At 70.2% G+C, this 24,420-nt stretch carries 23 protein-coding genes; 19 read left to right on the top strand and 4 right to left on the bottom strand.

Features of this window, described 5'->3' with window-relative positions:
- Positions 1-221: 221 nt before the first annotated feature.
- Positions 222-503 (bottom strand): hypothetical protein, encoded by a 282-nt coding sequence (locus tag ACLL9L_RS05805; RefSeq protein WP_411283692.1) that lies wholly within the window; start codon positions 501-503, stop codon positions 222-224.
- A 1,028-nt stretch (positions 504-1,531) separates the two neighbouring features.
- Here ACLL9L_RS05805 and ACLL9L_RS05800 point away from each other — a divergent pair.
- The 3 genes from ACLL9L_RS05800 (at position 1,532) to ACLL9L_RS05790 (ending at position 3,140) form a co-directional block, all read left to right on the top strand.
- Positions 1,532-1,762: a type II toxin-antitoxin system CcdA family antitoxin gene (locus ACLL9L_RS05800; protein ID WP_411283691.1), complete on the top strand. Its 231-nt coding sequence runs from the start codon at positions 1,532-1,534 to the stop codon at positions 1,760-1,762.
- Positions 1,755-2,141 (top strand): type II toxin-antitoxin system VapC family toxin, encoded by a 387-nt coding sequence (locus tag ACLL9L_RS05795; RefSeq protein ID WP_411283690.1) that lies wholly within the window; start codon positions 1,755-1,757, stop codon positions 2,139-2,141. The genes ACLL9L_RS05800 and ACLL9L_RS05795 overlap by 8 nt, the downstream gene beginning before the upstream one ends.
- A 123-nt stretch (positions 2,142-2,264) precedes the next feature.
- On the top strand, positions 2,265-3,140 hold the full coding sequence (locus tag ACLL9L_RS05790) for an alpha/beta fold hydrolase (protein ID WP_411283689.1): 876 nt from the start codon (positions 2,265-2,267) through the stop codon (positions 3,138-3,140).
- Positions 3,141-3,235: 95 nt separating this feature from the next.
- Here the strand turns inward: ACLL9L_RS05790 and ACLL9L_RS05785 are convergent, their stop codons facing one another.
- From ACLL9L_RS05785 to ACLL9L_RS05775, 3 genes are all read right to left on the bottom strand, one after another.
- Complete coding sequence (locus ACLL9L_RS05785) at positions 3,236-3,655, bottom strand: cupin domain-containing protein (protein WP_411283688.1); 420 nt, start codon at positions 3,653-3,655, stop codon at positions 3,236-3,238.
- Between the two features lie 209 nt (positions 3,656-3,864).
- Positions 3,865-4,323, bottom strand: a complete 459-nt coding sequence (locus ACLL9L_RS05780) for a GNAT family N-acetyltransferase (protein WP_411283687.1) — start codon at positions 4,321-4,323, stop codon at positions 3,865-3,867.
- Positions 4,324-4,402: 79 nt separating this feature from the next.
- Positions 4,403-6,628 (bottom strand): MMPL family transporter, encoded by a 2,226-nt coding sequence (locus ACLL9L_RS05775; RefSeq protein ID WP_411283686.1) that lies wholly within the window; start codon positions 6,626-6,628, stop codon positions 4,403-4,405.
- Between the two features lie 128 nt (positions 6,629-6,756).
- Between ACLL9L_RS05775 and ACLL9L_RS05770 the strand changes: the two genes are divergently transcribed.
- The 16 genes from ACLL9L_RS05770 to aroB all read left to right on the top strand — a co-directional run.
- Positions 6,757-8,148, top strand: coding sequence for a replication-associated recombination protein A (locus ACLL9L_RS05770; protein ID WP_411283685.1), 1,392 nt, complete (start codon positions 6,757-6,759; stop codon positions 8,146-8,148).
- Positions 8,149-8,448: 300 nt separating this feature from the next.
- On the top strand, positions 8,449-9,438 hold the full coding sequence (locus ACLL9L_RS05765) for an ABC transporter permease (RefSeq protein ID WP_411283684.1): 990 nt from the start codon (positions 8,449-8,451) through the stop codon (positions 9,436-9,438).
- A gap of 70 nt (positions 9,439-9,508) precedes the next feature.
- Positions 9,509-11,269 (top strand): ABC transporter substrate-binding protein, encoded by a 1,761-nt coding sequence (locus ACLL9L_RS05760; protein ID WP_411283683.1) that lies wholly within the window; start codon positions 9,509-9,511, stop codon positions 11,267-11,269.
- A 111-nt stretch (positions 11,270-11,380) separates the two neighbouring features.
- Positions 11,381-12,367: an ABC transporter permease gene (locus ACLL9L_RS05755; RefSeq protein ID WP_411283682.1), complete on the top strand. Its 987-nt coding sequence runs from the start codon at positions 11,381-11,383 to the stop codon at positions 12,365-12,367.
- Entirely contained in the window at positions 12,364-13,428 is a 1,065-nt protein-coding gene (locus ACLL9L_RS05750) for an ABC transporter ATP-binding protein (protein WP_411283681.1), read from the top strand. Before ACLL9L_RS05755 ends, ACLL9L_RS05750 begins: the two co-directional genes overlap by 4 nt.
- Positions 13,425-14,561 (top strand): ABC transporter ATP-binding protein, encoded by a 1,137-nt coding sequence (locus ACLL9L_RS05745; RefSeq protein WP_411283680.1) that lies wholly within the window; start codon positions 13,425-13,427, stop codon positions 14,559-14,561. Before ACLL9L_RS05750 ends, ACLL9L_RS05745 begins: the two co-directional genes overlap by 4 nt.
- A 109-nt stretch (positions 14,562-14,670) precedes the next feature.
- The gene (locus tag ACLL9L_RS05740; protein ID WP_411283679.1) at positions 14,671-15,063 is read left to right on the top strand and encodes a DUF948 domain-containing protein; all 393 of its coding nucleotides are present in this window, start codon (positions 14,671-14,673) and stop codon (positions 15,061-15,063) included.
- 3 nt (positions 15,064-15,066) lie between these two features.
- Positions 15,067-15,360, top strand: a complete 294-nt coding sequence (locus ACLL9L_RS05735; RefSeq protein ID WP_411283678.1) for a DUF6167 family protein — start codon at positions 15,067-15,069, stop codon at positions 15,358-15,360.
- Between the two features lie 86 nt (positions 15,361-15,446).
- Positions 15,447-18,152 (top strand): alanine--tRNA ligase, encoded by a 2,706-nt coding sequence (gene alaS, locus ACLL9L_RS05730; RefSeq protein WP_411283677.1) that lies wholly within the window; start codon positions 15,447-15,449, stop codon positions 18,150-18,152.
- A gap of 40 nt (positions 18,153-18,192) precedes the next feature.
- The gene (gene ruvX, locus ACLL9L_RS05725; RefSeq protein ID WP_411283676.1) at positions 18,193-18,693 is read left to right on the top strand and encodes a Holliday junction resolvase RuvX; all 501 of its coding nucleotides are present in this window, start codon (positions 18,193-18,195) and stop codon (positions 18,691-18,693) included.
- Positions 18,690-20,042, top strand: coding sequence for an endolytic transglycosylase MltG (gene mltG / locus ACLL9L_RS05720; protein WP_411283675.1), 1,353 nt, complete (start codon positions 18,690-18,692; stop codon positions 20,040-20,042). Before ruvX ends, mltG begins: the two co-directional genes overlap by 4 nt.
- A 4-nt stretch (positions 20,043-20,046) precedes the next feature.
- Complete coding sequence (locus tag ACLL9L_RS05715; RefSeq protein WP_411283674.1) at positions 20,047-20,880, top strand: shikimate dehydrogenase; 834 nt, start codon at positions 20,047-20,049, stop codon at positions 20,878-20,880.
- Positions 20,877-21,572 (top strand): prepilin peptidase, encoded by a 696-nt coding sequence (locus ACLL9L_RS05710; RefSeq protein ID WP_411283673.1) that lies wholly within the window; start codon positions 20,877-20,879, stop codon positions 21,570-21,572. Before ACLL9L_RS05715 ends, ACLL9L_RS05710 begins: the two co-directional genes overlap by 4 nt.
- A gap of 34 nt (positions 21,573-21,606) precedes the next feature.
- Positions 21,607-22,830, top strand: coding sequence for a chorismate synthase (gene aroC, locus ACLL9L_RS05705; RefSeq protein WP_411283672.1), 1,224 nt, complete (start codon positions 21,607-21,609; stop codon positions 22,828-22,830).
- An 83-nt stretch (positions 22,831-22,913) separates the two neighbouring features.
- Positions 22,914-23,414: a shikimate kinase gene (locus ACLL9L_RS05700; RefSeq protein WP_411283710.1), complete on the top strand. Its 501-nt coding sequence runs from the start codon at positions 22,914-22,916 to the stop codon at positions 23,412-23,414.
- Positions 23,411-24,420, top strand: a 1,010-nt coding sequence (gene aroB / locus ACLL9L_RS05695) for a 3-dehydroquinate synthase (RefSeq protein WP_411283671.1), incomplete at its 3' end; no start/stop codon positions are given. The genes ACLL9L_RS05700 and aroB, both read left to right, overlap by 4 nt.

Raw genomic sequence — 24,420 nt, 5'->3', positions numbered from 1 at the left:
GCACGACGACAGGCCGCGTTCCTTCGCGCGGTCCTCGACCGCGTTCAGGATGACGGTCTTTCCGGCCCCGCGTGCCCCGGTGTACAGCGTCGCGCGTCCGGATGCCCCCCGGACATGAAACGTGGAAGCCCGCAGGTCTCGGGCGGCGGTCAGGCCCGTCGAGCCGGGGACAGTCGCACCGTGGCGTCGATGTCGAAGCGGTCGGGGAGCACCGCGCGGACTCAGTGCAGGGCGTCGGCACGTGCTTGAGGGCTCAGCATGAGGTAAGCGCCGAGACGGTGGCCAGTCGATCCACGAAGTCCGCGGCAGCCGTCGTCACGGACACAAGGCATGTCGCTCCGCGCGACATCGATCGGGCCGTGCTCCAACGCCATGTCGTGGACCGACCACGGGTAGACAACGGCTGGATTGTCGTCGGGCAGCACCTGCTTTTCGATCTCGTCGACGGCTGCGAACAGATCCGGGTCCTTGAGCTCGGCCGGCATGCCGAACAGTGCCAGCACACCTCCGGGAACGAGCATCTCGACGGCGCGGACAATCTGCGCGCCGGGTCGGTCCAGTGCCAGGCCGCCGCCGCATACACATGTCGAAGTGGCGAGCAGTTCCGAATTCTTCGATGGTGGTCACCACCGGCTCCACCCGATATCCGCAAGTCGTTCGCTCGAGCACGTGGGCCATCTCCGCGTCGGGTTCGAGGGCGGTGACCCTCGATGCCTCGCGAGGCGAACAGGCGGGTCGCCTTCCCGGTACCGGCACCGACCTCGAGCGCGGAACGAAGGGGTCGTCCGGCCACTGCAACACCGCGTCGACCGACTCGTCGGGGTAGTCGAGCCGGTAGCGTTCGTACCGGTTCGCGACCGACCCGAACGACAACCCCCGGACCAGCTCAGGGGCTTGTGCACCGCGCTGACTGGTTACGGCTCAGATATGCCACGGCGCCCGAGGATCGCGCCCAGACCGTCGCCGAACTTGACGAGGTGGTCTCAGCCGCCGCACGAGCGGCGCCGTCCCGCAAGCGAACCTGCTGCGGGACGGCGACGTCATCTTGTGCCACAGCGGCGCAAGCAGCGTGCGTGTCGGTGGCCCGTTCGGCCCGCTGCGACGTCGATAAGCACATCGGTGAGCTGATCGAGCGGGGTCGAGGTGAGGCCGGCGACGGTTTGCTCGGCGAGCTGCTGCCAGCCTCCTTGAGCCTAGGTATCAGGGCTTGCACCCAGATCGCTGAGCTCCGCCACATGGTGACCCGGCCGTCGGTCGGTGACGGGCGGCGGACGACGAACCTGCGGGCTCCAGCTTGCGGACGCTGCCGGTGATGGTGGGCGGTTCGCACCCGCTGGACCTTCAGCTGACCTTGGCTGCGCGAAATCCTTGGCGTCGAGCTCGAGCAGGACACCTCCCGGCCGGTCTGTAGGCCCAGGGGGGCGAGCACGCTCAGCCAGTCGGGCCATCAAGGTGTAGCCCGGCTGGAAGAAACACGCGACTCTCGCGCAACGGAAACGATCCTCACCATCAAGTGTGTATAGTGTGTGTTATGACTCGGTTGAACGTGTACTTGCCCGACGAACTCGCGGCTCAGGCCAAAGAGGCTGGTCTCAACCTCTCTGCCGTCACGCAGGATGCGGTTCGGCGGACCCTCGCCGCGCGCTCGACTGATTCCTGGCTGTCAACGCTGCGGTTGACGTCAATCGGCGCCGTGACGCACGACCGAGCTCTGGAAGCGCTAGACGAAATCCGCGACGAGCCGCCGACCCGGCATGGGTGAGCTCGTGGTGGATGCGTCGGCGCTGGTCGATCTCTTGCTGGCCAACGAGTTGGGCCAGGCGGTCGGCCGACGTGTCGCGGGACACCATCTCCACGCTCCGGCCCACGTCGACGCCGAGGTTCTTTCCGCGCTTGGACGATTGCATCGGGCCGGCGACCTCGATGCGGATGACGTCGAGACCAAGCTGGCCCTGTTGACGTCGGCGCCAATCACGTGGCACGCGATCAACGACCTCCTCCTCGGCGCCTGGGTACGACGTCACCGGCTGCGCCTGGCAGACGCACTCTATGTCGAACTCGCCACCATGCTTGGCTGTCATCTGGTGACGACCGACCGGCGCCTCCACGACATGCCCGTCGCCGACATCGTGACCGCCTGAACGCCCGGGCGCTCATCCTCGACAGGGACCTGGAGTGTGACCGCATACGGATCCCCTATCGAACGCACGGACTGAGTAACTATGTGAGGACGTTGACGCTCGGTCCATGGCACGATCGCGGACATGACGATCATCGACCTGTCTGACGGACGATCCCTCGACCTGGACGTGTCCGGGCCGGAAGACGGCATACCTCTGGTCTTCCATCACGGCACTCCGGGCTCGGTACGCCAATTCCGAGCGATCCAGCGGGCAGCCCACGAGCGGGGTTTGCGGCTGGTGACGTTCTCGCGCCCTGGTTACGGGGCCTCGACGCGACAGCCCGGGCGCAGGGTCGTCGACGCTGTGGCCGACGTCGCTGCCGTGCTCGCGCACCTCGGCACCCCACGCTGTCTCGTCGCCGGCTGGTCCGGAGGCGGCCCGCATGCATTGGCGACCGGCGCCCGCCTCCCCGAGCAGGTCGCCGGCATCCTCTGCATCGCCGGCGTCGCGCCTTATGACGCGGAGGGCTTGAACTTTCTCGAGGGTATGGGCGAGCAGAACATCGACGAGTTCGGCCTGGCGCTCCAGGGCGAGGAGGCGATCCGGCCCAGCAATGAAGCGGAGGCCGTGGGTCTGCGCAACACCGATGCAGCCGGCCTGATCGAGGGGATGGCTACGCTGCTGCCCGACGTCGATCGCGCGGTCCTGACTGCTGAGTTCGGCGAAGATCTGGCAGCCAACTTCGCCGAGGGATTACGTACTGGCGTGGACGGGTGGGTCGACGACGATCTCGCCTTCGTCGCGCCGTGGGGCTTCAGCCTGGCCGAGATCGCCGTGCCCGCCTTCGTGTGGCAAGGCAGCGAGGACCTGATGGTGCCGTTCGCCCATGGACAATGGCTCGCCGCGCACATCCCCGGCGCGACGCCGCGACTGCAGCAGGCCGAGGGCCACCTGTCCATCGGCGTTGGTGCGCTCGACCGGATGTTCGACGATCTCCTGACGACCATCTCCGACTGATCCGGCCTCCTTACGCCGGCAGATTCGGTAGTTTTCGTCGTTGGCCGGGCGTCCCCGTTGGCAACCTGCTGCGGGACGTCGGACACCGCCGCGAGCTACGCCAGCGAGTCGTCGTAGGCAGCGGTCAAGGCGCCACCCGCATTGCCAGTGTTGACGACACCCGTGGGCTCAATGAGCAGTGCGTGGACTTCCCCATCCGCGACCGGGCAGTGCTCGACACCTCGCGGTACGACGAACAACTGGCCGGCGCTGAGCCTCACGTCGCCATCGCGCAGCTGAATGGTCAGATCACCAGCAACGACGATGAACAGCTCATCCGTGTCGTCGTGGGTGTGCCAGACGAACTCACCCTTGACCTTCACGACCTTGATCTCGTAGTCGTTGAGTCGGGCCACCACCTTCGGCGACCAGTGCTCGGAGAACAACGACAGCCTCTCGGTGATGTCCACCGCCTCGTTAGCCATGTCCCCAGCCTCGCACACGCAACTGCCCTGACGAGCCCGCTCCGGCGTCACCCGCCGACACCTCCGAAGCACGGGGACCGTTCACCGAACGGCCTGCGGCACCGATCGGCGCGGCGCCCCCGACGCACGGCGGTCGCCGCAAAGTGCCAGATGACGATCCGTCATCGGTGCATCAAGAGCGCACTATCCGCGCCTATGAGTGCGTTGTCGGTTAGGTCATCGGATCCGACGCAGTGATGGCTCATCTGCTGGGGCGTGCCCTACCGGGGCGGCTTGCGGTACGCCAGGACGCTGCCGACGTCTGGCTCGAAGCCCACGCTGCGGTAGACGCGTCCGGCCGGGTTGGTGGCTTCGGTGACGATGACCCATCGGTCGCAGCCTTGGTCAGCGGCCCACCGAGCGGCAACGCCGAGGAGGTGCGACGCCAGCCCGCGCCGCCGGTGCTCCTCGTCGGTGCCGACGCTCTGGTAGCACGCCGTTGTACCGCATCGGCCGATACCCAGATCGGCGACGAGCAGGTCGTCTGCGAATGCCCCAAAGGGGGCTCCCACGTCGCTCTCGGAGAGCGCACGCTGCGCCTTTGCCTTCGCGTTCGCGAATCGCTCACCGAGAAGGGTCCAGGAAAGGTGACCGGAGAGGCTGCTGCCGGAGGAGCCGACGGCGCCGGGCACGGCATACCAGGTGGGGTCGGTCGTCCACGAAGGCGTCGTGGCGGACAAACCGGCTGACCCCTGGCTGCGACGCGCCCGTCGCGTCCCTGTCCCTCGATCAGTCCGTCGGGTGGGGGCGTCATCCCGGTCACTCGGCGATGCCGTGTCGCTCGTGCCAGCGCCGCAGGGGAGGGGGCGCCCACCAGTTCCACCGGCCGAGCAGGGTCATCGTCGCGGGCACGAGGAGCATCCGGACCAGGGTCGCGTCGAGCGCCACCGCAGCGACGAGGGCGACGCCGATCTCCTTGATCACCAACAGTTTTCCGGCGGCGAACCCGGCGAAGACGATCATGACGAGCAGCGCTGCCGAGGTGATGATGCGTCCGGAGCGCTGCAGCCCGAGTGCGACGCTCTGGTCGTTGGGCAGCCCCTGGCGATAGAGCTCCGCGATGCGGGCGAGGAGGAAGACCTCGTAGTCCATCGACAGCCCGAACCCGAAGGCCAACGCCAGGAAGGGGATCAGGGACTCGATCGCCCCCACGGAGGTGAAGTCCACGAGTCCTTCGAGGTGGCCGTCCTGGAAGACCAGCACAAGGACCCCGAGCGCGGCTCCGAGCGAGACGACGTTGAGCAGCAGGGCCTTCAAGGGGATGACAACCGAGCCGGTCATGAGGAACAGCAGCACGAACGTCCCGAGGACGACGAGGCCCGCGGCATACGGGGCGCGGACGGCCATCCCCGAGAGGAAGTCGCGCTGGTCGGCCGCCGGTCCGGTAACGAACGTCTCGAAGGCCGGCCGGTCGGACCGGATCGCCGTGATGACGTCCTCGGTCTGCGGCCCCTCCTGCCCCCCGCTGACCCGGATCGCGACGGCGCTGAGATCGGGTGTCACGGCACGAGCCATCGCCTGCTGCACACCCGGCAGGGCCGCGACCGTTGAGTTCGCCCACGCCTGCGCCTCGGACAGCGGCGCGCGGGCAACGACGGTGACGTTGGGCGCACTCAGTTGCGGGTAGTCCCGCGCAAGCCGCTCGAAGAAGACCCGCTCGGGGGAGGTCACCGGCAACAGCCCGGCCCCGGACGAGGTGAGCCGCATCGACGTCGCCGGCCAGGCCAGGGCGGTCAGCGCAGCCAGCGTAACGACGATGATCGTCACCGGCCGGGCCTGGACGATGCTCGCGAGCCGGGAGAAGACCCCTCGGTCCGGCGCGTCACCCCGACCGCGGGTGACGAGGCGACGGGCGCCGACGGCACACAGGGCAGGGATGAGCGTGAGGTCGACGACGAGCGCCACGAGGACGACCGAGACCCCGGCCGCGCCGATGGCCCGCATGATCTCCGCGTCGAAGATGAGCAGGCCGGCCAGCGCGATGGCCACGGTCAGCCCCGAGAAGAGCACGGTCCGCCCGGCAGTGGCGACCGTGCGGGACGTCGCCGTCACGACCTCCTCACGGCTGAAGCGGTGCCGCCGATGGTCGTGGTCAGCCGCGCCGATGACGGCAAGCTCCTCGCGGAACCGGCTCACGGTGAGCAGGCCGTAGTCGATCGAGAGACCGAGCCCGAGGAGGGTGACGACGTTGACGACGCTGGCGTCGAGGCTGATCACGTGGGAGAAGGCGAAGAGCGACGCGAGCGCGCCACCGATCGCGGTGACGGCGCCGATGATCGGCATGCCGGCCGCGACGAAGCCACCGAAGACGAAGACCATCAGGATGAAGGAGAAGGGCAGGGCGATGCCCTCCCCGGCCCGCAGGTCGGTCTCGACCTGCGAGGTGATGGCGTCGACGAGCGGCGTGACCCCGCCGACCTCGCCGGTGGCGCCGGGCAGGGCCGCGACGATGCCGTCGAAGGACGAGCGGATGGCCGCGTCGGCGGCGGCCTGCTCCGTCTTGGTCAGGCCCGGCCTGAACTGGGCCACGGTGATGAAGCCGCCCGCAGTCGGGGTGCCCCCGGAGAGCAGGGGGACCGACTGGGGGTTCGTGACCCCCTCGGGCAGCAGCAGGGGCGACGTCACGGAGCCCACCCCGGGGATCGTGGCCAAGGTGGCCGTGGCGGCGGCGGCCTGGACGGCGGCGGCCGCCCGCTGCCCGTCCGGGGAGACCAGGTCGGCGCCGCGGACCTGGAGCATCAGGGTCTCGAGCGTCGGCTCGGAACGGCTGAGCAGGTCGCTGCCCGCCCGGGCCTCACCGGGGCCCGAGGGCGAGCCGGACTGCAACCGCTCGAAGAGGGACTCGCCCGTCACCCCGCCGACGGCCACCGCGAAGGCGACGACGCTCAGCACGGCCCAGGTGGCGATGAACCGCCAGGGGTGGCGTGCGGACGTCGCGCCCAGCCGGGCAAGTCGCGTCACGCGGGTGGGGACGCTGTCGGGCACCGGGCCAGCCTCGCACGCCGTCCCGCTCGGTCCCGGACCGGGCCCCGGCTGCGGATAGCCTGCACCGTGGGGCGCGTGCACGGATGCCCGCCCGGACCCGCAGGACCCAGGTGAGGACGGTCGGCGCGATGAGCGAGGTCGGTGGCGAGGACCTGTTCGCGGCGGCCCGCACCGAGGGCACGCCGGACCCGTCCGGTGCGGGCGTCCCGCCGCTCGCCGTGCGGATGCGTCCGCGCACCCTGGCCGAGGTGCGCGGCCAGGCCAGCGCCCTGCGGCCGGGCAGTCCGCTGCGGCGTCTCATCGAGGGCAGCGGCGGCACCGCCGGTCCGCTGTCGGCGATCATCTGGGGCCCCCCCGGCACGGGCAAGACGACCCTTGCCCACCTCGTCGCGACCGCTGCCGAGCGGCGGTTCGTCGAGCTCTCGGCGGTCACCGCCGGCGTCAAGGACGTGCGAGCGGTCATGGACGCCGCGACAAGGGACCGCGACCTCTACGGTCGGCAGACGGTGCTCTTCCTCGACGAGATCCACCGCTTCACCAAGGCGCAGCAGGACGCCCTGCTGCCGGCGGTCGAGAACCGGCTGGTCATCCTCGTCGCCGCGACGACGGAGAACCCGTCCTTCAGCATCATCTCGCCGCTGCTGTCGCGCTCGGTGCTCGTCACCCTCGGGCCCCTCTCCGACGAGGAGGTCGTCGAGGTCGTCGACGCCGCCCTCGTGGACCCGCGCGGGCTGGCCGGCGAGCACACCCTGACCGACGACGGCCGCCAGCACATCGTCCGGATGGCGGGCGGGGACGCGCGGCGGGCCCTGACGTCGCTCGAGGCGGCCGCCGGGGTGGCCGTGGACGCCGAGCCGGCCGGACGGCATACCGATGCTCCCCTGCAGATCAGTCTGGCGCAGGTGGAGCAGGCGGTGGCCCAGGCAGCCGTGCGCTACGACCGCGCCGGTGACCAGCACTACGACGTCGCGAGCGCGTTGATCAAGTCGATGCGCGGCAGCGACGTCGACGCGTCGCTGCACTACCTCGCGCGGATGCTCGAGGCGGGGGAGGACCCCCGGTTCATCGCCCGCCGCATCGTCATCGCGGCGAGCGAGGACGTCGGCATGGGCGACCCCACTGCGCTGCAGACGGCAGTCGCGGCGATGCACGCCGTGGCCCAGATCGGCATGCCTGAAGCGCGGATCATCCTCGGCCAGGCGGTCGTCCACAACGCGCTCGCGCCGAAGTCCAACGCCGCCTACCTCGGCATCAACGAGGCCATCGCTGACGTCAGGGCGGGCAAGGGCGGGCCCGTGCCGGTCCACCTGCGGGGGAGCGGGTATGCCGGGGCCGCTCGGCTGGGGCACGGCGACGGCTACCGCTACGCGCACGACGGCGAGGACGGCGTCGTCGCCCAGCAGTACCTGCCCGACGATCTGGCCGGCACGACCGAGTACTACCGGCCCACCGGTCGCGGGTTCGAGGAGCGGCTCTCGGTGCGCCTCGCGTGGCTCAAGGACCGCCTGCGGGGTCACTGAGGAGTGCCCAGGACGGCGTCCACATCTCACCATCCACGTCACAGCGCCACGCCACCGTCAACGTCACAAATACGTGTCGTGACGCCCTACCCGGTAACGATTTGTCATCGCTAGGGCCACGTATCCGCTCAACACCGACATTTGTGTGTCAGGGTGCGACTCACGCGGGCTGCATGACCAGCCCTGACGGCCAAGGAGACGACCAGTTCCCGACGCAGTAGCCAGCCAGTCCCCGACGCAGTAGCCAGCCTCCCCAACCAGGACGGAGAGTCGATCTTGTCGCTTGGACCCTCGGTGGTGGTGACCGACAGCATCGGGACAGCCCTCGAGCCGGATCCCGGCATCACGGGTGACGACCACCGCTCTGGCAGGTCCCCGTCGCAGATCGCATGGGAGCGACTGCGGCACGACAGACTCGCCACCAGCTGCTTCGCCGTCCTCGTCTTCTTCGTCCTCGTGGCGGTCTTCGCTCCGCTGCTCGTCGCGCTGGAGGGCGAGACGCTCAACGCCTATCACTCCGACCTGATCTCTGCACGCAACTCCCTGCCGCTGATCAGCGCGACGGCCGACCACTGGTTCGGCGTCGAGCCACGCACCGGCCGTGACCTCTTCGCCCTCTGGGCCTATGGCTCCCGACCATCACTGGTCATCGGCTTCGTGGCCGCCATCGCCTCCACCATGTTCGGCATCATCTTCGGACTCCTCGCGGGTTATCTCGGCGGCGTCGTCGACAAGGTGATCAGCTGGGTCATCGACCTGCTGCTGAGCCTGCCCTACCTGCTGTTGGTCATCGCGCTCGTCCCGATCGTCACGAACCGCGTCGGCGGAGGCCAGATCCTCACGTCGGAGCAGACATCCACCGTGCGCTTCGCCGTGCTCATCGGGGTGCTCATCTTCTTCGGGTGGATCGGGCTCGCCCGGCTCATCCGCGGCGAGGTCTTCTCGCTGCGGGAGCGGGAGTTCGTCCAGGCCGCCAAAGTCATCGGCGTGCCGACCCGGCAGATCCTCTTCCGCGAGATCCTGCCCAACCTCGTCGGCCCGATCATCGTCTCCGCGTCGATCGCCGTCCCGGCCTACATCACCGCCGAGGCAACGCTGTCCTTCCTCGGCGCCGGGCTCGTCGAGCCCACTGCGTCCTGGGGGCGGACCGTCGCCCTGGCCCAGAACACCTACGCGGCCTACCCGCTCTTCCTGTGGCCGCCCGTCGCCTCGATCGCCATCCTCGTCCTGGCCCTGAGCCTGCTCGGCGAGGCGATCCGCGACGCCTTCGACCCCAACACCCGTCGGTAGCGGATTCCCGCCACCGTCACGAAGCTCCCGACCACACGTCGTCGGGACTGCAGATGAAAGAGGATCACATATGCGCTGGACTCACGTCCTCGCCGTGGGAGCTGCTGCGTCAATCGGCCTCGTTGCAGCGTGTTCTGCACCGGCCAACAACGCGAGCGGCTCGTCGGGCAACAGCACCCAGGGGGGCGCAGTCGACACCGCCGCCGCGTCGCTCGACCCCAACGCCAAGGGGCCCGCTCCCGAGGTGGCGGGCGCCAAGAAGGGCGGCACCCTGACCGTCCCCTACTCCACGACGCCGGCCGACATGGACCCCAGCGCGCAGTTCTACCAGGACACCGGCATCATCATGACCCGCCTGACGATGCGGTCGCTGACCCAGTTCGTCCAGCGCGACGGCAAGCAGGTGCTCGTGCCCGACCTCGCGACCGACCTCGGTCAGGTCTCCGCCGACGGCCTCACCTGGACCTTCAAGCTCAAGCCGGGCATCAAGTACAGCGACGGCTCGGCGGTCTCCGCCAAGGACGTCGCGTATGCCGTGAAGCGCTCCTTCGCCTTCACCGACACCGGTCCGACCTACCAGGTCGACTTCCTCAAGGGCGGCGCCGACTACAAGGGCCCGTTCAAGTCCGGTGACACCTTCGGCGGCGTGGAGGCCACCGACGACTCGACCGTGGTGTTCCACCTCGAGAAGCAGTGGGAGACCCTCCCCTACTTCACGACCTTCACCCAGGTCTCGCCCATCCCGGAGGCGAAGGACACCAAGGACACGTCCTACGGCGCGAAGGCGCTCTCCACGGGTCCCTACATGATCGAGTCGTTCACCCAGGGTTCCGAGCTCAAGCTGGTCAAGAACCCCAACTGGGACGCCTCGAGCGACCCGGCCCGCACCCAGTACCTCGACGGCTACGACTTCAAGTTCGGCGTCGACGAGGTCAAGACCCAGACGGCGATCCTCGCGAGCAACGGCGTCGACGCCACGAGCCTCAACTGGGACGGCGTCGACTCCTCCCTGATCGACCAGGTCACCGGCGCAAAGGCGAAGCAGTTCGTCAGCGGGCCGTCGTCGTGCACCGTCGCCGTCAACCTCGACACCCGCAAGATGCCCCTTGAGGTCCGCAAGGCCCTCGCGGTCGCCTACCCGTGGGATGACATCAACAAGGCCAACGGCGGGACCGAGGTGTCGCAGACGCCAGCGCACAGCCTGATCCCACCGCAGATCCCGGGCTGGCTCGACTTCACGGTCCCCGGCCTCGATGGCAAGGGCAACGGTGACCAGGCCAAGGCCAAGGAGATGCTCAAGGCCGCAGGCAAGGAGAATTTCGAACTCTCCTACTACTACACGAACGACGACCCAAGCAACAAGGCCCAGACGATCAACCAGATCCGCAAGACCAAGCTCCAGGCGGCTGGTTTCACCGTCAAGGACCTCGGGGTGCCGAACAAGGAGCGCCGCAAGCTCGTGTCGAAGCCCGACGCCCCGACCAACATGGGCCAGTCGCCCGCCGGCGGTTGGTGCTTCGACTGGCCGTCCGCGGACTCGATCTTCCCACCCACCGTGTCCTCGACCCAGCTCTCGACGGGTGGGACCAACTGGGGCAACCTCTCCGACCCGAAGCTCGATGCTGAGATGGCGCGGATCCAGAAGCTCAAGATCGCCGACCAGGGCGCCGAGTGGGGCAAGTTCGACAAGATGCTCCTGACCGACTACGTCCCCGTCCTGCCGTGGTATTGGGACAAGGGCAACTTCACGTTCGGCACCAAGGTGCACAACGTGCTGAACGATGCCAACCACGGGATGCCGATCCTCGACGGCATCTGGGTCGACCAGTAAGTCGCTCCACCGGCCCGGTCTGACGACTGGGAGACGCGTCTCGAGTGGTGGGGTGTGGGCTTGCGCCCACACCCCACGGCTGACCCTGGAACAGCGCCGTGAGGACACCCCATGCTGATCTACATCGCGCGCCGCCTCGCGCTGGCCGCCAGCGTTGTGCTCGTCACCCTGGTGGCGACCTTCGTGCTCTTCTACGCCGGTCCTGCGGACCCCGCGCAGTCCCTGTGCGGGGAGCTGCGCTGCGACCAGGCCAAGCTGGTGGAGATCCGCAAGTCCCTGCACCTGGACCGGCCGATCGCGGTGCAGTTCTCCGAGTACTTCACCGGGCTGTTCGTCGGCCGTGACGTCATCGACGGCGGCACCACCAAGCGCTGCACCGCGCCGTGTCTCGGCTACTCCTTCCGCAGCCACCGGGACGTGAAGACGGAGGTGTTCAGCCGCTTCCCGACGACGGCCGCCCTGGCCCTGATGTCGATGGTCGTCTTCCTCTCGATCGGCATCACCACCGGGGTCTATGCGGCCAGGCGACGGGGCACGAAGACCGACCGGACCGTCGTCGGCGTCTCCCAGGTGGTCGGGGCCATCCCCTTCTACATCGTCGCCCTGCTCTTCGCGCTCTACCTCACCCGCCTCAACTCGATCCTGCCCAGGGCAGCCGCGTTCTCCGACGGCATCGGTCCGTGGCTCGTCGGCATGATCGCCCCGGCCATCATCCTCGGCCTCGTCTACGCCACGACCTACGTGCGCTACACCCGGGCGCAGATGGTCGACACGCTGTCCCAGGACTACGTCCGCACCGCCAGGTCCAAGGGCATCTCCACGACGACCGTGACTTACAAGCACGCCCTGCGCGGAGCGCTCAGCCCCGTCCTGACCATCCTCGGCCTCGACATGGCCGGTCTGCTGTCGGGCACGCTGATCACCGAGTCGATCTTCGAGCTGGACGGGATGGGCCGCCTGGCGATCGTCTCACTGGGCCAGGACGACCTGCCGATCATCATGGGCACGGTGTTGATGTCGGCGGTCATCGTGGTGTTGATGAACCTCCTCGTCGACGTGCTCTACTCCGCCATCGACCCGAGGGTGAGGCTCGCATGAGCGCCCAACCGACATCGGACAGCTCGGCGGCGTGGCAGGTCAAGGTCGCCGCCGCTGACGTCGTCCTCAAGGTCGACGACCTCTCGGTGCGCTTCCCCAGTGACGAGGGTCCGGTCAACGCCGTCCAGAACCTCAGCTACGAGGCCCGCCTCGGCCGGACCCTGGCCATCGTCGGGGAGTCGGGGTCGGGCAAGTCCGTCTCGTCGATGACCCTGCTGGGCCTGCACAACCCCAAGCGCAGCATGATCACCGGCAGCATCGTCCTGGACGGCACCCAGATCGTCGGGGCCACGGAGGAGACGATGCGCGGGCTGCGCAGCAGCACCGTGGCGATGGTCTTCCAGGACCCGCAGTCATCGCTGCACCCGTTCTTCCGGGTCGGCAAGCAGATCGCCGAGGCCTACCGGGCCCACCACGACGTGTCCCGGGCCATCGCGGACAAGCGCGCCGTCGAGATGCTCGAGCGGGTCGGCATCCCGAACCCCGACCGGCGGGCCAGGCAGTATCCCCACGAGTTCTCCGGCGGGATGCGCCAACGGGCCATGATCGCACTCGGCCTCGTCAACGACCCCAAGCTCCTCGTCGCCGACGAGCCGACGACGGCGCTCGACGTCACCGTCCAGGCGCAGATCCTCGACCTCATCAACGACCTCCAGAAGGAGTTCGGCTCCGCGGTCATCCTCATCACCCACGACCTCGCCGTCGTCGCGGAGGTCGCCGACGACATCCTCGTCATGTATGCCGGGCGCGCGGTCGAACGCGGCCTGGCCAAGGACGTCCTCTCCCAGCCGAACCACCCCTACACGATGGGCCTGCTCCTGAGCATCCCGTCCGCCTCCGACGAGGTGGACGAGCTGCGGGCGATCCGCGGCACGCCGCCCAGCCTGGTCCACCTGCCCAGCGGCTGCTCGTTCCACCCCCGCTGCGACTTCCGGGACCAGGTCCCCGGCGACCTGTGCGTCTCGACGCTGCCCGAGCTGCGGACGCTCAGCAACGGACGTCAGCTGCGGTGCCACCTGCCCGACCCGGAGCAGACGATGATCGAGGAGATCTCCTCATGACCTCGAGTGCCGACCACGCCGAGCCCCCTGTCCCGCGGGACACAGTGGTTCAGGACGCTGTCGTGCAGGACGCGGTCGTGCAGGACGTGGCAGTTCGGGTGCGGCGGGACCGCTCCGGCGGGGCGCCCCTGCTGGAGCTGGAGCACCTCGTCAAGCACTTCGCCGTGCGCGAGATCCAGGGCCTGTCCCTGACCCGGTCGACGGTCAAGGCCGTCGACGACATCTCTTTCACCGTCGCCGAGGGCGAGACCCTGGGCCTGGTCGGCGAGTCGGGCTGCGGCAAGTCGACGACGTCGCGGCTCATCACCCGGCTCGAGGCGCCGACCTCCGGCGCGATCCGCTACCGCGGCCAGGACATCGCCGTGATGAAGGAGAAGGCGCTGCGCCCCCTGCGTCGGGAGATTCAGATGATCTTCCAGGACCCCTACTCCTCCCTCAACCCCCGCCAGACCGTCGGCGCGATCCTGCGGACCCCGCTGCAGGTGCACGGGCTCGCCAAGGGTCGGGAGAAGGCCCGCACCAAGGAGCTCCTCGAGCTTGTCGGACTGAACCCGGAGCACATCAACCGCTATCCGTCGGAGTTCTCCGGCGGCCAGCGCCAACGCATCGGGATCGCCCGGGCCCTGGCGGTGGAGCCCAGGCTGATCATCGCCGACGAGCCCGTCTCGGCGCTCGACGTCTCGATCCAGGCGCAGGTGATGAACCTGCTGGCCAACCTCCGGGAGGAGCTGAACCTCTCCTTCGTCTTCATTGCCCACGACCTCGGTGTGATCCGCCACTTCTGCGACACGATCGCGGTGATGTATCTCGGCAAGATCGTCGAGATGGGTGACAAGGCGAGCATCTACAACGAGCCGCAGCACCCCTACACGCAGGCGCTGCTCTCGGCGGCGCCCGACATCAACGTCGTGCGCGGGATCCCCCCGAAGGAGCGGATCCGCCTGCAGGGAGACCCGCCCAGCCCGATCGACCCCCCCAGCGGATGTCGCTTCCGGACCCGGTGCTGGAAGGCCCAGGACGTCTGCGCCACGACGGAGCCGCCACTCGAGTCGAAGCCCGGAGGGGGCCGCGGGCAGACCATCGCCTGCCACTTCCCGGAGATCAAGACCACCCTTACGGCCGAGGCGGTCTGAGCCGCTCGGCGCCTGCGCCCGTCAGCCGTCGTGGCGCCCCGTCGGCTAGGGTTGGCGACGTCCGAACGAGCCGAGCACACGGCATACAGGAGCCCTCAGAGGTGTACTCATGAAACTCGCCGAAGTCACCGTCGGTGACATCGCCGGCGTCATCGCCGCGCTCGCCTTCGCCTACCTGGTCTTCCGGCTCGGGAGCGTCGTCGGCAAGGCCGGCGAGATCCTCGACGAGGCCAAGCTCGGCGTCAAGGGCGTGTCCGACCAGACCGTCCCTCTCCTGGGTGAGGTGACGAGCACGGTCGCGGCGACGAACGAGCAGCTCGTGCGCGTGGACACGATCACGACCAACGTCGCCAGCATGTCGACCAACGTCAACGCGCTGACGTCGCTCTTCGCGGCGACCCTCGGGTCCCCGGTCGTGAAGGTCGCAGCGTTCAGCTACGGCGTGCGCACCGCACTGCGGGGCCAGGGCCGCCACGCCGGCGGCCGGGGACGGCGGGGCTGAGCCATGCGCAGACTCTTCTGGATCGGCGTCGGCGCCACGGTCGGTGTCCTCGTCGTCCGCAAGGTGAGCCGGGCCGCGCACCAGTACACGCCCGAAGGCATCTCACAGAGCATCGCCCACCTCGGGGACGGGCTGCGTGAGCTGGCCTCCGCAGTGCGCGAGGGGATGGACCAGCGCGAGGACGAGCTGCGTTTCGCGCTCGGTCTCGACACCCACACCCTCCCCGAGGACCGTCGGCTCGACGCCGAGGGCATCCGGGCGCTGCTCGACGACCCGTCGGGCCCGCGAGCCCGGTAGGGGCCCGGCGCGCCGGACCCCTCACGAGCGCGCGGCACCGCACCCAGCCGCCAGCCGGAACCCCTCACGCCAGGAAGCGAACACCCATGGAAACCGCCGAGATCAGGCGCCGTTGGCTGACCTTCTTCGAGGAGAAGGGCCACACCGTCGTCCCCAGTGCCCCCCTGCCGTTCGACGACCCGAACCTGCTGTTCGTGGCCGCCGGCATGGTGCCGTTCGTCCCCTACTTCATCGGTCAGGAGACCCCGAGGTGGACCCGGGCGACGTCGGTTCAGAAGTGCGTGCGCACACCTGACCTCGAGGAGGTCGGCAGGACGAGCCGTCACGGCACGTTCTTCCAGATGAACGGCAACTTCTCGTTCGGTGACTACTTCAAGGAGGGCGCGATCGCCTACGCCTGGGAGCTGCTCACCACCTCGCAGGCCGAGGGGGGCTACGGCCTCGACCCGGAGAAGCTGTGGGCGACCGTCTACGAGGACGACGAGGAGGCCCGCAGCCTCTGGCTCGAGCTGACCGACATCCCGGCCGAGCGGATCGTCCGGCGCGGGAAGGCCGACAACTACTGGCACATGGGCATTCCCGGGCCCGCCGGGCCGTGCAGCGAGATCTTCATCGACCGCGGCGCGGAGTACGGCCGGGACGGGGGGCCGGCCGTGGATGAGGACCGGTTCATGGAGATCTGGAACCTCGTCTTCATGCAGGACGAGCTGAGCGCCGTCCGCGCCAAGGTGGACTTCGACATCCGCGGGCCCCTCCCGGCGCGCAACGTCGACACGGGCATGGGGCTCGAGCGGCTCGCCAGCGTCCTGCAGGGCGTCGACAACCTCTACGAGACCGACGAGGTCTTCCCCGTCCTCGCCCGGGCCGCGGAGATGACCGGCAAGACCTACGGCGCCAACCCGAGCAAGATCGCGTCGCAGAGCCACCCCGACGACGTGCTGCTGCGGGTGGTCGCCGACCACGTGCGGACCTCGCTGATGCTCATCGGCGACGGGGTCACCCCGGGCAACGAGGGCCGCGGCTACGTCCTGCGCCGGATGCTGCGCCGAGCCGTCCGATCGATGCGGCTGCTGGGGTTCGACGAGCCGTCGCTGCCCCACCTGCTCCCGGTGAGCATGGAGCGGATGAGCCGGTCCTACCCCGAGCTGCGGACCGACTTCGCCCGGATCAGCCAGATCGCGTATGCCGAGGAGGAGGCCTTCCGTCGTACCCTCGCCTCGGGCACGACCATCCTCGACACCGCGGTGGCCCGCCTCAAGGAGGCCGACCCGGCGGGATCGACGCCGCTCAGCGGCGCCCAGGCGTTCGCTTTGCACGACACCTACGGATTCCCGATCGACCTCACCCTCGAGATGGCGGCCGAGCAGGGCGTGGCCGTCGACGAGCCGGGCTTCCGCCGGCTGATGGCCGAGCAGCGCGCCCGCGCCAAGGCCGACGCCAAATCCAAGAAGAGCGCCCACGGCGACACCGGCGTCTACCGCCACGTGGCCGACGCGCTCGGACGTGACGTGGAGTTCACCGGCTATGACGAGGTCGTCTCCGAGTCGCGCGTCGCAGGCATCATCCGGGACGGCCGCAACGTCGACGCAGCCGGCACCGGCGACGACATCGAGCTCGTCCTCGACCGCACCCCGTTCTATGCCGAGGGCGGCGGCCAGCTCGCGGACGGCGGGCGGGTCGAGCTCGCCAACGGCGCGGTCATCGAGGTCCGCGACGTGCAGCGGCCCATCTCCGGGCTGGTGGTCCACCGCGCGACCGTCGTCCTCGGTGAGGTCGCGACGGGCATGGTCGCCAATGCCGAGGTCGACGTCGAGCGACGTCGCTCCATCTCGCGTGCCCACACGGCAACCCATATGGTGCACAAGGCGATTCGCGAAGCGCTGGGGGACACGGCGACCCAGGCCGGCTCGGAGAACGCGCCGGGTCGCTTCCGGTTCGACTTCAAGGCCCAACAGGCCGTGCCGGTCAGCGTCCTGAGCGACGTGGAGGCCGAGGTCAACGCGTTGCTGCTCGAGGACCTGCCGGTGCAGGCCGAGGTGATGACCCAGCAGCAGGCGCGGGACATCGGGGCGATGGCGCTCTTCGGCGAGAAGTACGGCGACGCCGTCCGGGTGATCTCGGTCGGGGAGTGGGCCAGGGAGCTCTGTGGTGGCACGCACGCCCAGCGTTCCGGACAGCTGGGTCTCGTCAAGCTGCTCGGTGAGGCGTCGATCGGCTCCGGGGTCCGGCGGGTGGAGGCCCTCGTCGGGGCCGATGCCTACTCCTTCCTCGCCCGCGAGCACGCCATCGTCGGTCAGCTGAGCGAGGTCCTCAAGGCCCGCCCCGAGGAGCTGCCGGAGCGCATCTCGGGCATCCTCGCCCGCCTCAAGGACGCCGAGCGCGAGATCGCCGCGGCGCGACAGGAGAAGGCCCTGGCCGGCGCGTCCCGACTCGTGGCCTCGGGCCGGGACATCGGCGGCATGACCTTCGTCAGCCACGACGCGGCGCAGCTGGCCGCCGACGACCTGCGCTCACTCGTCCTCGACGTGCGCACCCGGCTCGGCAACGACCGGGCCACTGTGGTCGCCATGGCGACCGTCGCGAACGGGCGCCCGGTCGTCATCGTCGCGACGAACGCGGCGGCGCGCGACGCCGGGGTCAAGGCCGGCGACCTCGTGCGTCGGGCGGCGCAGACGCTCGGCGGCGGCGGCGGCGGCAAGGACGACCTCGCCCAGGGGGGCGGGACGGACCCGTCGAAGGTCTCGGAGGCCCTCGGGGGCATCGAGGACGCCCTGCGTGCCCGGCAGGCCTGAGGTCCACGACCTCGGGCCCGTGGTGTGGTCAACTGGACGGATGTCACGTCCTGGTGTGCGCCTCGGGGTCGACGTCGGGAGCGTCCGGGTCGGCCTCGCGGCCAGCGACCCGTCGGGACTGCTCGCCTCGCCCGTCGAGACGCTCGTGCGTGACCTGTCCGACACCCGCGCCGACCAGGCCCGGATCTCGGCCGTGGCCGGGGAGCGGGATGCCCTCGAGATCGTCGTCGGGCTCCCTCGGTCACTGTCCGGACATGAGGGTGAAGCGGCCCGGTTGGCGCGGGCCTACGCCCTGGACCTGGCGCGGCTCGTCGCCCCCACGCCGGTGCGGCTGGTCGACGAGCGCTTGACCACGGTGGAGTCGCACCGCAAACTACGCGATAGCGGTGTGGCCGGTCGCGCGCACCGGGCGGTGGTCGACCAGGCCGCCGCGGTGCTGATCCTGCAGTCCGCCCTCGATGCCGAGGGGCTCTCCGGCCGGGCACCCGGCGAGCCGGTCAGCCTCCCGCGACGACCCCGTACGAAGGAGCACAGGCGATGACGAACCCGCGCGAGTCGGCGCCCGGGCGACGGGGCCAGGAGGAGGTCTTCGACCACGAGGACCTCGGCCTGCTCCACGGACGAGGCCACTCGGGCGACGCCGGCGCCTGGGCCGAGGACCACCGCTACACCGACGACGTCGACCACGAGGGCTACGACGGCTACGACGCCGCGGAGCTGGTCCAGGCCATCGAGGACGACCACGCCCTTGACGACCACGCCTTCGACGACCACGCCTTCGACGAGGAGTACGCCGACGACAGGCGCCTGCCGGCCCGTCGTGGCCGCAGGCGCGGGGGACGCGCCGGGCGCGCCGCGAAGCGCCTCGTCGTGCTCCTCGCCGCGCTGGCACTCGTCGCCGTGGCGGCCGTCGCCGCGTTCAGCGTCCTCAAGCCGATGGTCAGCGGCATCCGCGAGAGCAACGACTACGCGGGCCCGGGCAGCGGCGCGGTCGAGGTGATCGTCAGCGAGGGAGACTTCGCGCCCAAAATCGGGTCCACGCTCGAGCAGGCCGGGGTCGTGAAGTCGGCGAAGGCCTTCTCGGACGCAGCCAAGGACAACCCAGCGAGCATCTCGATCCAGCCGGGCAGCTACACGATGCTCACCCAGATGAAGGCCTCCGACGCCGTGGCGTTCCTCTCTGACAGCAAGAACCGCACCGCGCCGCGGGTGACGCTGCGTGAGGGCCTCTGGAAGGGCGAGACGTTCGCGCAGCTGTCGACGCAGACGGGCGTGCCCCTCGCCGACTACGACAAGGCCGCCCAGGACGCCGCGGCCCTGGGCCTGCCCGCCGCCGCGAAGGGCAACATCGAGGGCTACCTCTTCCCCGCAACCTACGAGTTCGCCCCGAAGGCGAGCGCGGCGGAGCAGCTGCGTGCCATGGTCTCGAAGTCGGTCGCCGAGCTGACCCGCCTTGCCATCGCGCCGGAGCAGATCGAGCGCACGATGATCGTCGCGAGCATCGTCGAGGCCGAGGGCCGCCGCGAGGAGGACCGTCCCAAGATCGCCCGGGTCATCGAGAACCGGCTGGCCAAGCCGATGCGGCTCCAGCTGGACTCGACGGTCAGCTACGGCGCCCAGAAGCGGGCCCTGACGACGAGTGATGCCGAACGGCTGGTCGTGAACGGCTCCAACACCTACGCCATGGACGGCCTCCCGACGGGCCCCATCGGCAACCCGGGGGCAGCCGCCATCGAGGCCGCGGCCAACCCGGTGCCCGGGCCGTGGCTCTTCTTCGTGGCGGTCAACCCCACCTCGGGTGAGACGAAGTTCGCCGTCACCAAGGAGGACCACGACAAGGGCGTCGCCGAGTTCCAGGCCTGGTGCGCCGCGAACAAGGGGCAGTGCTGAGCCGGTGACCGCGGCGCAGGTGGTGCGACATCGCGCCGGGGTCCGCGGCTCACCGATCGCCCACTCGCTCTCCCCGGTGCTGCACAACGCGGCATACCGCGAGCTCGGTCTCACCGACTGGCACTACGACGGAGTCGAGGTGGGGTCCGACGCCTTCGTGGCCCATGTCGCCGGCCTGGACGCGGCATGGCGGGGGTTGAGCCTGACGATGCCGCTCAAGGAGGTCGCCTTCGAGGTGGCCACGCGCGCCAGCGAGGTCGCGCGCACCACCGGCGCGATCAACACGCTCGTGCGCTCCGCCGACGGCTGGGCAGGCGACAACACCGACGTCCACGGGATCGTCCAGGCACTGCGGGAGGTCGGCGTCGGGTCGGTGCGGTCCGCCGTCATCGTCGGCTCGGGAGCCACGGCCCGCTCTGCCGTCGCCGCTGCCGCCCGGCTCGGGGCGTGCGAGGTGACGTTCATGGTGCGCGCCGCGGCTCGACCCTCGACGGTCGCCGCCGCGCAGGACCTGGGACTGCAGGTCCGGGAGACGCCGCTCGGGCTCTGGCCGTCGCACGTCGAGCTGGTCGTCAACACCACGCCCCCGGAGGCCACCGCCGAGCTGTCGGCCTGCCTGCCGGACGGGGGCGGGGTGCTGCTCGACGTCGTCTACGGCTCAGGGGTCACGGCCCTGATGACCATCGCCCGCAGCAAGGGGTATGCCGTGGTGTCGGGCACCGAGATGCTCCTCCACCAGGCGGGCGAGCAGGTCAGGCTGATGACTGGTGAACCGCCTCCCCTGGAGGCGATGCGACGCGCCCTGGCCGCGGCGCTCGCGGCGCCGGACCGGCCATGACCCTCACGACCGCCGCGCCCGCACCCGTCTGGATCGTGGTCGTCGTGGTCGTCGTCGGCGCGCTGGTCGGCGTCCTCCTCGCGCGCATCCTGACCAGTGGGACCTACCGGCTCGACGACGAGCAGGACCGCCCACCATCGAGGTGGAGTCTTCTCGTCGCAGCGGCGGTCCCGGTGCTCTGGGGTCTGCTCGCGTGGCAGCTCGGTGGGCTCGCCGCGGGTGCCCTGCTCCCGGCATACCTGCTCCTCGCGGTCGTCGGTGTCGCGCTCTTCTGGATCGATGTCGACGTGCACCGGCTGCCCGAGGGGCTGACCCTGCCGAGCGTTGCCGCCCTCGTGGTGCTGCTCCTCGTCGCCAGCGCGACGGACGGGGGCTGGGGCTCGTTCGGTCGGGCCCTTGCGTGCGGAGTCGGCGTGTGGCTCGTCTACATCGTCCTCGCGCTGATCTCACCGGGTGGCCTCGGCCTCGGCGACGCGACCCTCGGCGGGCTGGTCTCGCTGCCCCTGGGCTACCTCGGCTGGGGGGCGCCGGTGATCGCCCTCGTCGCCGCCTACGTCGCCTCCGGGATCGTCGCCCTCGTCGGTCTGGCCCTGCGCCGGCTGACCCTCAAGAGCCACATCGCCTTCGGCCCCTACATCCTGATCGGGGTGCTGGCGGCCGTCTTCGTCCGGTTCCAGATGCTGGGTGGCTGAGGGACGGCCCGGTGCTGCGTGACAGGATCGCGCCATGCTGCGTTGGTTGACCGCCGGTGAGTCCCACGGCCCTGCCCTCGTGGCGGTCCTCGAGGGGCTGCCCGCCGGGGTCGAGGTCACCAGCCGTGACGTGGGCGCCGCCCTGGCGCGGCGTCGCCTTGGCTTCGGCCGCGGGGCCCGGATGAGCTTCGAGCAGGACGAGGTCGAGTTCCTCGGCGGCTTGCGTCACGGACTGACACTCGGGTCCCCGATCGCGATCCGGATCGGCAACACCGAATGGCCGAAGTGGGAGACGGTGATGAGCCCCGATCCCGTCGACGAGGCGTCCCTCGAGGCGGCCGACGACGTCAATGCCGAGAAGGAGCTCGCGCGCAACAAGCCCCTGACCCGTCCCCGGCCAGGCCACGCAGACCTCGTCGGCATGCAGAAGTACGGATTCACCGACGCCCGGCCGATCCTCGAGCGGGCCTCGGCCCGCGAGACCGCGGCACGCGTTGCCCTCGGCGCCGTGGCGGCCCACTTCATCGAGCAGGCCTACGGCATCCGGCTCGTCTCGCACACGGTGTCCGTCGGCACGGCCGGCGTCGCGGACGACGCGCCGCTGCCGCACCCGGACGACGTCGAGCGGCTCGACGCCGACCCGGTGCGCACCCTCGATGTCGACGGCTCGGCGGCGATGGTGGCCGAGGTCGACGAGGCCCGCAAGGACGGCGACACCCTCGGCGGGGTCGTCGAGGTCCTGGCCTACGGCGTGCCCCCGGGCCTCGGCTCGCACGTGCACTGGGACCGCCGGCTCGACTCCCAGCTCGCGGCCGCGCTGATGGGTATCCAGGCCATCAAGGGCGTCGAGGTCGGGGACGGGTTCACCACCGCGCGGCGCCGCGGCTCCGCGGCGCACGACGAGATGGAACGCGCCGAGGGCGGCACGATCCAGCGCCGGACCGGCCGCGCCGGCGGCACCGAGGGCGGCATGTCGACGGGTCAGGTCCTGCGGGTCCGCGCCGCGATGAAACCGATCTCGACGGTGCCGCGCTCGCTCGACACCGTGGACGTCGCCGGCGACGAACCGGCCAAGGCCATCCACCAGCGCTCGGACGTCTGCGCCGTGCCGGCCGCCGGTGTCGTCGCCGAGGCGATGGTGGCCCTCGTCCTCGCGCAGGCGTGTGTCGAGAAGTTCGGCGGCGACAGCGTCCCCGAGACCCGGCGCAACCACGACAGCTATCTGGCCTCCGTCCCGCAGCGGCTGCGCACGTGGTGACATCGGCGCCGGGCCAGCCCGGCGAGTCGAACCGGTCGACCCGGCCCGACCCGTCCACCCGTCCCGACCCGTCCACCCGGCCCGTGGCCGTGGTCATCGGGCCGCCGGGCTCGGGCAAGACGGTGACCGGCCGGGAGCTCGCCGGACTGCTGGGGGTCGCCTTCCACGACACCGACGAGGCGATCGTGGCGGCCCAGGGACGGTCGGTCTCGGACATCTTCGTCGACGACGGGGAGGTGACCTTCCGGGCCCTCGAGCGCGCCGAGGTCGCCCGCGCCCTGCAGGCCGAGCCCGGCGTCGTGGCACTCGGTGGGGGAGCGCCCATCGACCCCGACACGCAGGAGCTGCTCGAGGGGCACGCCGTCGTCTTCCTCGACGTCGGCATCGCCGACGCCGCCCGGCGCATCGGGTTCGACCGGTCCCGGCCGCTGCTGTCGGTCAACCCCCGCGCGTCGTGGATCGCGATGATGAACACCCGCCGTCCGGTCTACGACAGGCTCGCCGGCCTGCGCGTCGACACTGCCGGCCGCACCCCGCTCGAGGTGGCGCATGACATCGTCGACCGGCTCGGGGGGCTTCGATGAGCGCGACCACGACGATCCCGGTCGGAGACGACTACGACGTGGTCATCGGGCATGGGATCGTCGAGCAGGTGCCCGACCTGCTCGCGGACGGGGTCGAGCGGGTCATGGTCGTGCACGCCTCGGCGATGGCGGTCATGGCGCAGCTGATCGGCGATCGCCTGACCCGGGCCGGGATGAGCGTGCACCTCGAGGTCGTGCCCGACGCGGAGGACGCCAAGACGGCGGTCGTGGCGGCCGAACTGTGGGGCGCGCTCGGGCGGGCCGGCTTCACCCGCTCGGACGCCGTGGTGGCCGTCGGCGGCGGGACCGTGACTGACCTGGCCGGGTTCGTTGCCGCGACGTGGCTGCGGGGCGTCCGGGTCGTCCACGTGCCGACGACGCTGCTCGCCATGGTCGACGCCGCCGTCGGCGGCAAGACCGGCATCAACACGCCCGAGGGCAAGAACCTCGTCGGCTCCTTCCACCCCCCGGCCGGGGTCCTGTGTGACCTGTCCGTGCTGGCGACCCTGCCCGAGGCCGAGCTCGTCGCCGGTCTCGCCGAGGTGGTCAAGTGCGGCTTCATCGCCGACCCGGTCATCCTCGACCTCGTCGAGGCCGGACCCGAGGCGGTCCGGCGGGCCGACAGCCCCGTGCTGCGCGAGCTCGTCGAACGCTCCGTCAGGGTCAAGGCCGACGTCGTCGCCGCCGACCTGCGGGAGGCCTCGCGCCGCGAGATCCTCAACTACGGCCACACCTTCGGGCACGCCATCGAGCAGGTCGAGCACTATTCGTGGCGGCACGGCGAGGCGGTCGGCGTGGGCATGGTCTACGTCGCCGAGCTCGCCCGGCTGGCCGGTCGCCTCGACCAGGTCGTGGTCGCCCGGCACCGGAGCGTGCTCGAGAGCCTCGGCCTGCCGGTGACCTACCGCGGCGACCGCTGGGACGCCCTGCTCGCCGCGATGCGACGCGACAAGAAGAGCCGTGGGTCCCGGCTGCGTTTCGTCATCCTCGAGGACGTGGCCCGTCC

Source organism: Lapillicoccus sp. (assembly GCF_046595215.1).
Classification (GTDB): Bacteria; Actinomycetota; Actinomycetes; order Actinomycetales; family Dermatophilaceae; genus Lapillicoccus.
This window is presented reverse-complemented; position numbering and strand designations above follow the sequence as displayed.

Bases quoted from the DNA above. Each gene is read 5' to 3' on its own strand.
- ruvX (WP_411283676.1), top strand. From the start codon at position 18,193: ATGTCACGTCCTGGTGTGCGCCTCGGGGTCGACGTCGGGAGCGTCCGG.
- ACLL9L_RS05710 (WP_411283673.1), top strand. From the start codon at position 20,877: ATGACCCTCACGACCGCCGCGCCCGCACCCGTCTGGATCGTGGTCGTC.
- ACLL9L_RS05745 (WP_411283680.1), top strand. From the start codon at position 13,425: ATGACCTCGAGTGCCGACCACGCCGAGCCCCCTGTCCCGCGGGACACA.
- ACLL9L_RS05800 (WP_411283691.1), top strand. From the start codon at position 1,532: ATGACTCGGTTGAACGTGTACTTGCCCGACGAACTCGCGGCTCAGGCC.
- aroC (WP_411283672.1), top strand. From the start codon at position 21,607: ATGCTGCGTTGGTTGACCGCCGGTGAGTCCCACGGCCCTGCCCTCGTG.
- ACLL9L_RS05755 (WP_411283682.1), top strand. From the start codon at position 11,381: ATGCTGATCTACATCGCGCGCCGCCTCGCGCTGGCCGCCAGCGTTGTG.
- ACLL9L_RS05735 (WP_411283678.1), top strand. From the start codon at position 15,067: ATGCGCAGACTCTTCTGGATCGGCGTCGGCGCCACGGTCGGTGTCCTC.
- ACLL9L_RS05750 (WP_411283681.1), top strand. From the start codon at position 12,364: ATGAGCGCCCAACCGACATCGGACAGCTCGGCGGCGTGGCAGGTCAAG.
- ACLL9L_RS05740 (WP_411283679.1), top strand. From the start codon at position 14,671: ATGAAACTCGCCGAAGTCACCGTCGGTGACATCGCCGGCGTCATCGCC.
- ACLL9L_RS05760 (WP_411283683.1), top strand. From the start codon at position 9,509: ATGCGCTGGACTCACGTCCTCGCCGTGGGAGCTGCTGCGTCAATCGGC.
- mltG (WP_411283675.1), top strand. From the start codon at position 18,690: ATGACGAACCCGCGCGAGTCGGCGCCCGGGCGACGGGGCCAGGAGGAG.
- alaS (WP_411283677.1), top strand. From the start codon at position 15,447: ATGGAAACCGCCGAGATCAGGCGCCGTTGGCTGACCTTCTTCGAGGAG.
- ACLL9L_RS05795 (WP_411283690.1), top strand. From the start codon at position 1,755: ATGGGTGAGCTCGTGGTGGATGCGTCGGCGCTGGTCGATCTCTTGCTG.
- ACLL9L_RS05770 (WP_411283685.1), top strand. From the start codon at position 6,757: ATGAGCGAGGTCGGTGGCGAGGACCTGTTCGCGGCGGCCCGCACCGAG.
- ACLL9L_RS05790 (WP_411283689.1), top strand. From the start codon at position 2,265: ATGACGATCATCGACCTGTCTGACGGACGATCCCTCGACCTGGACGTG.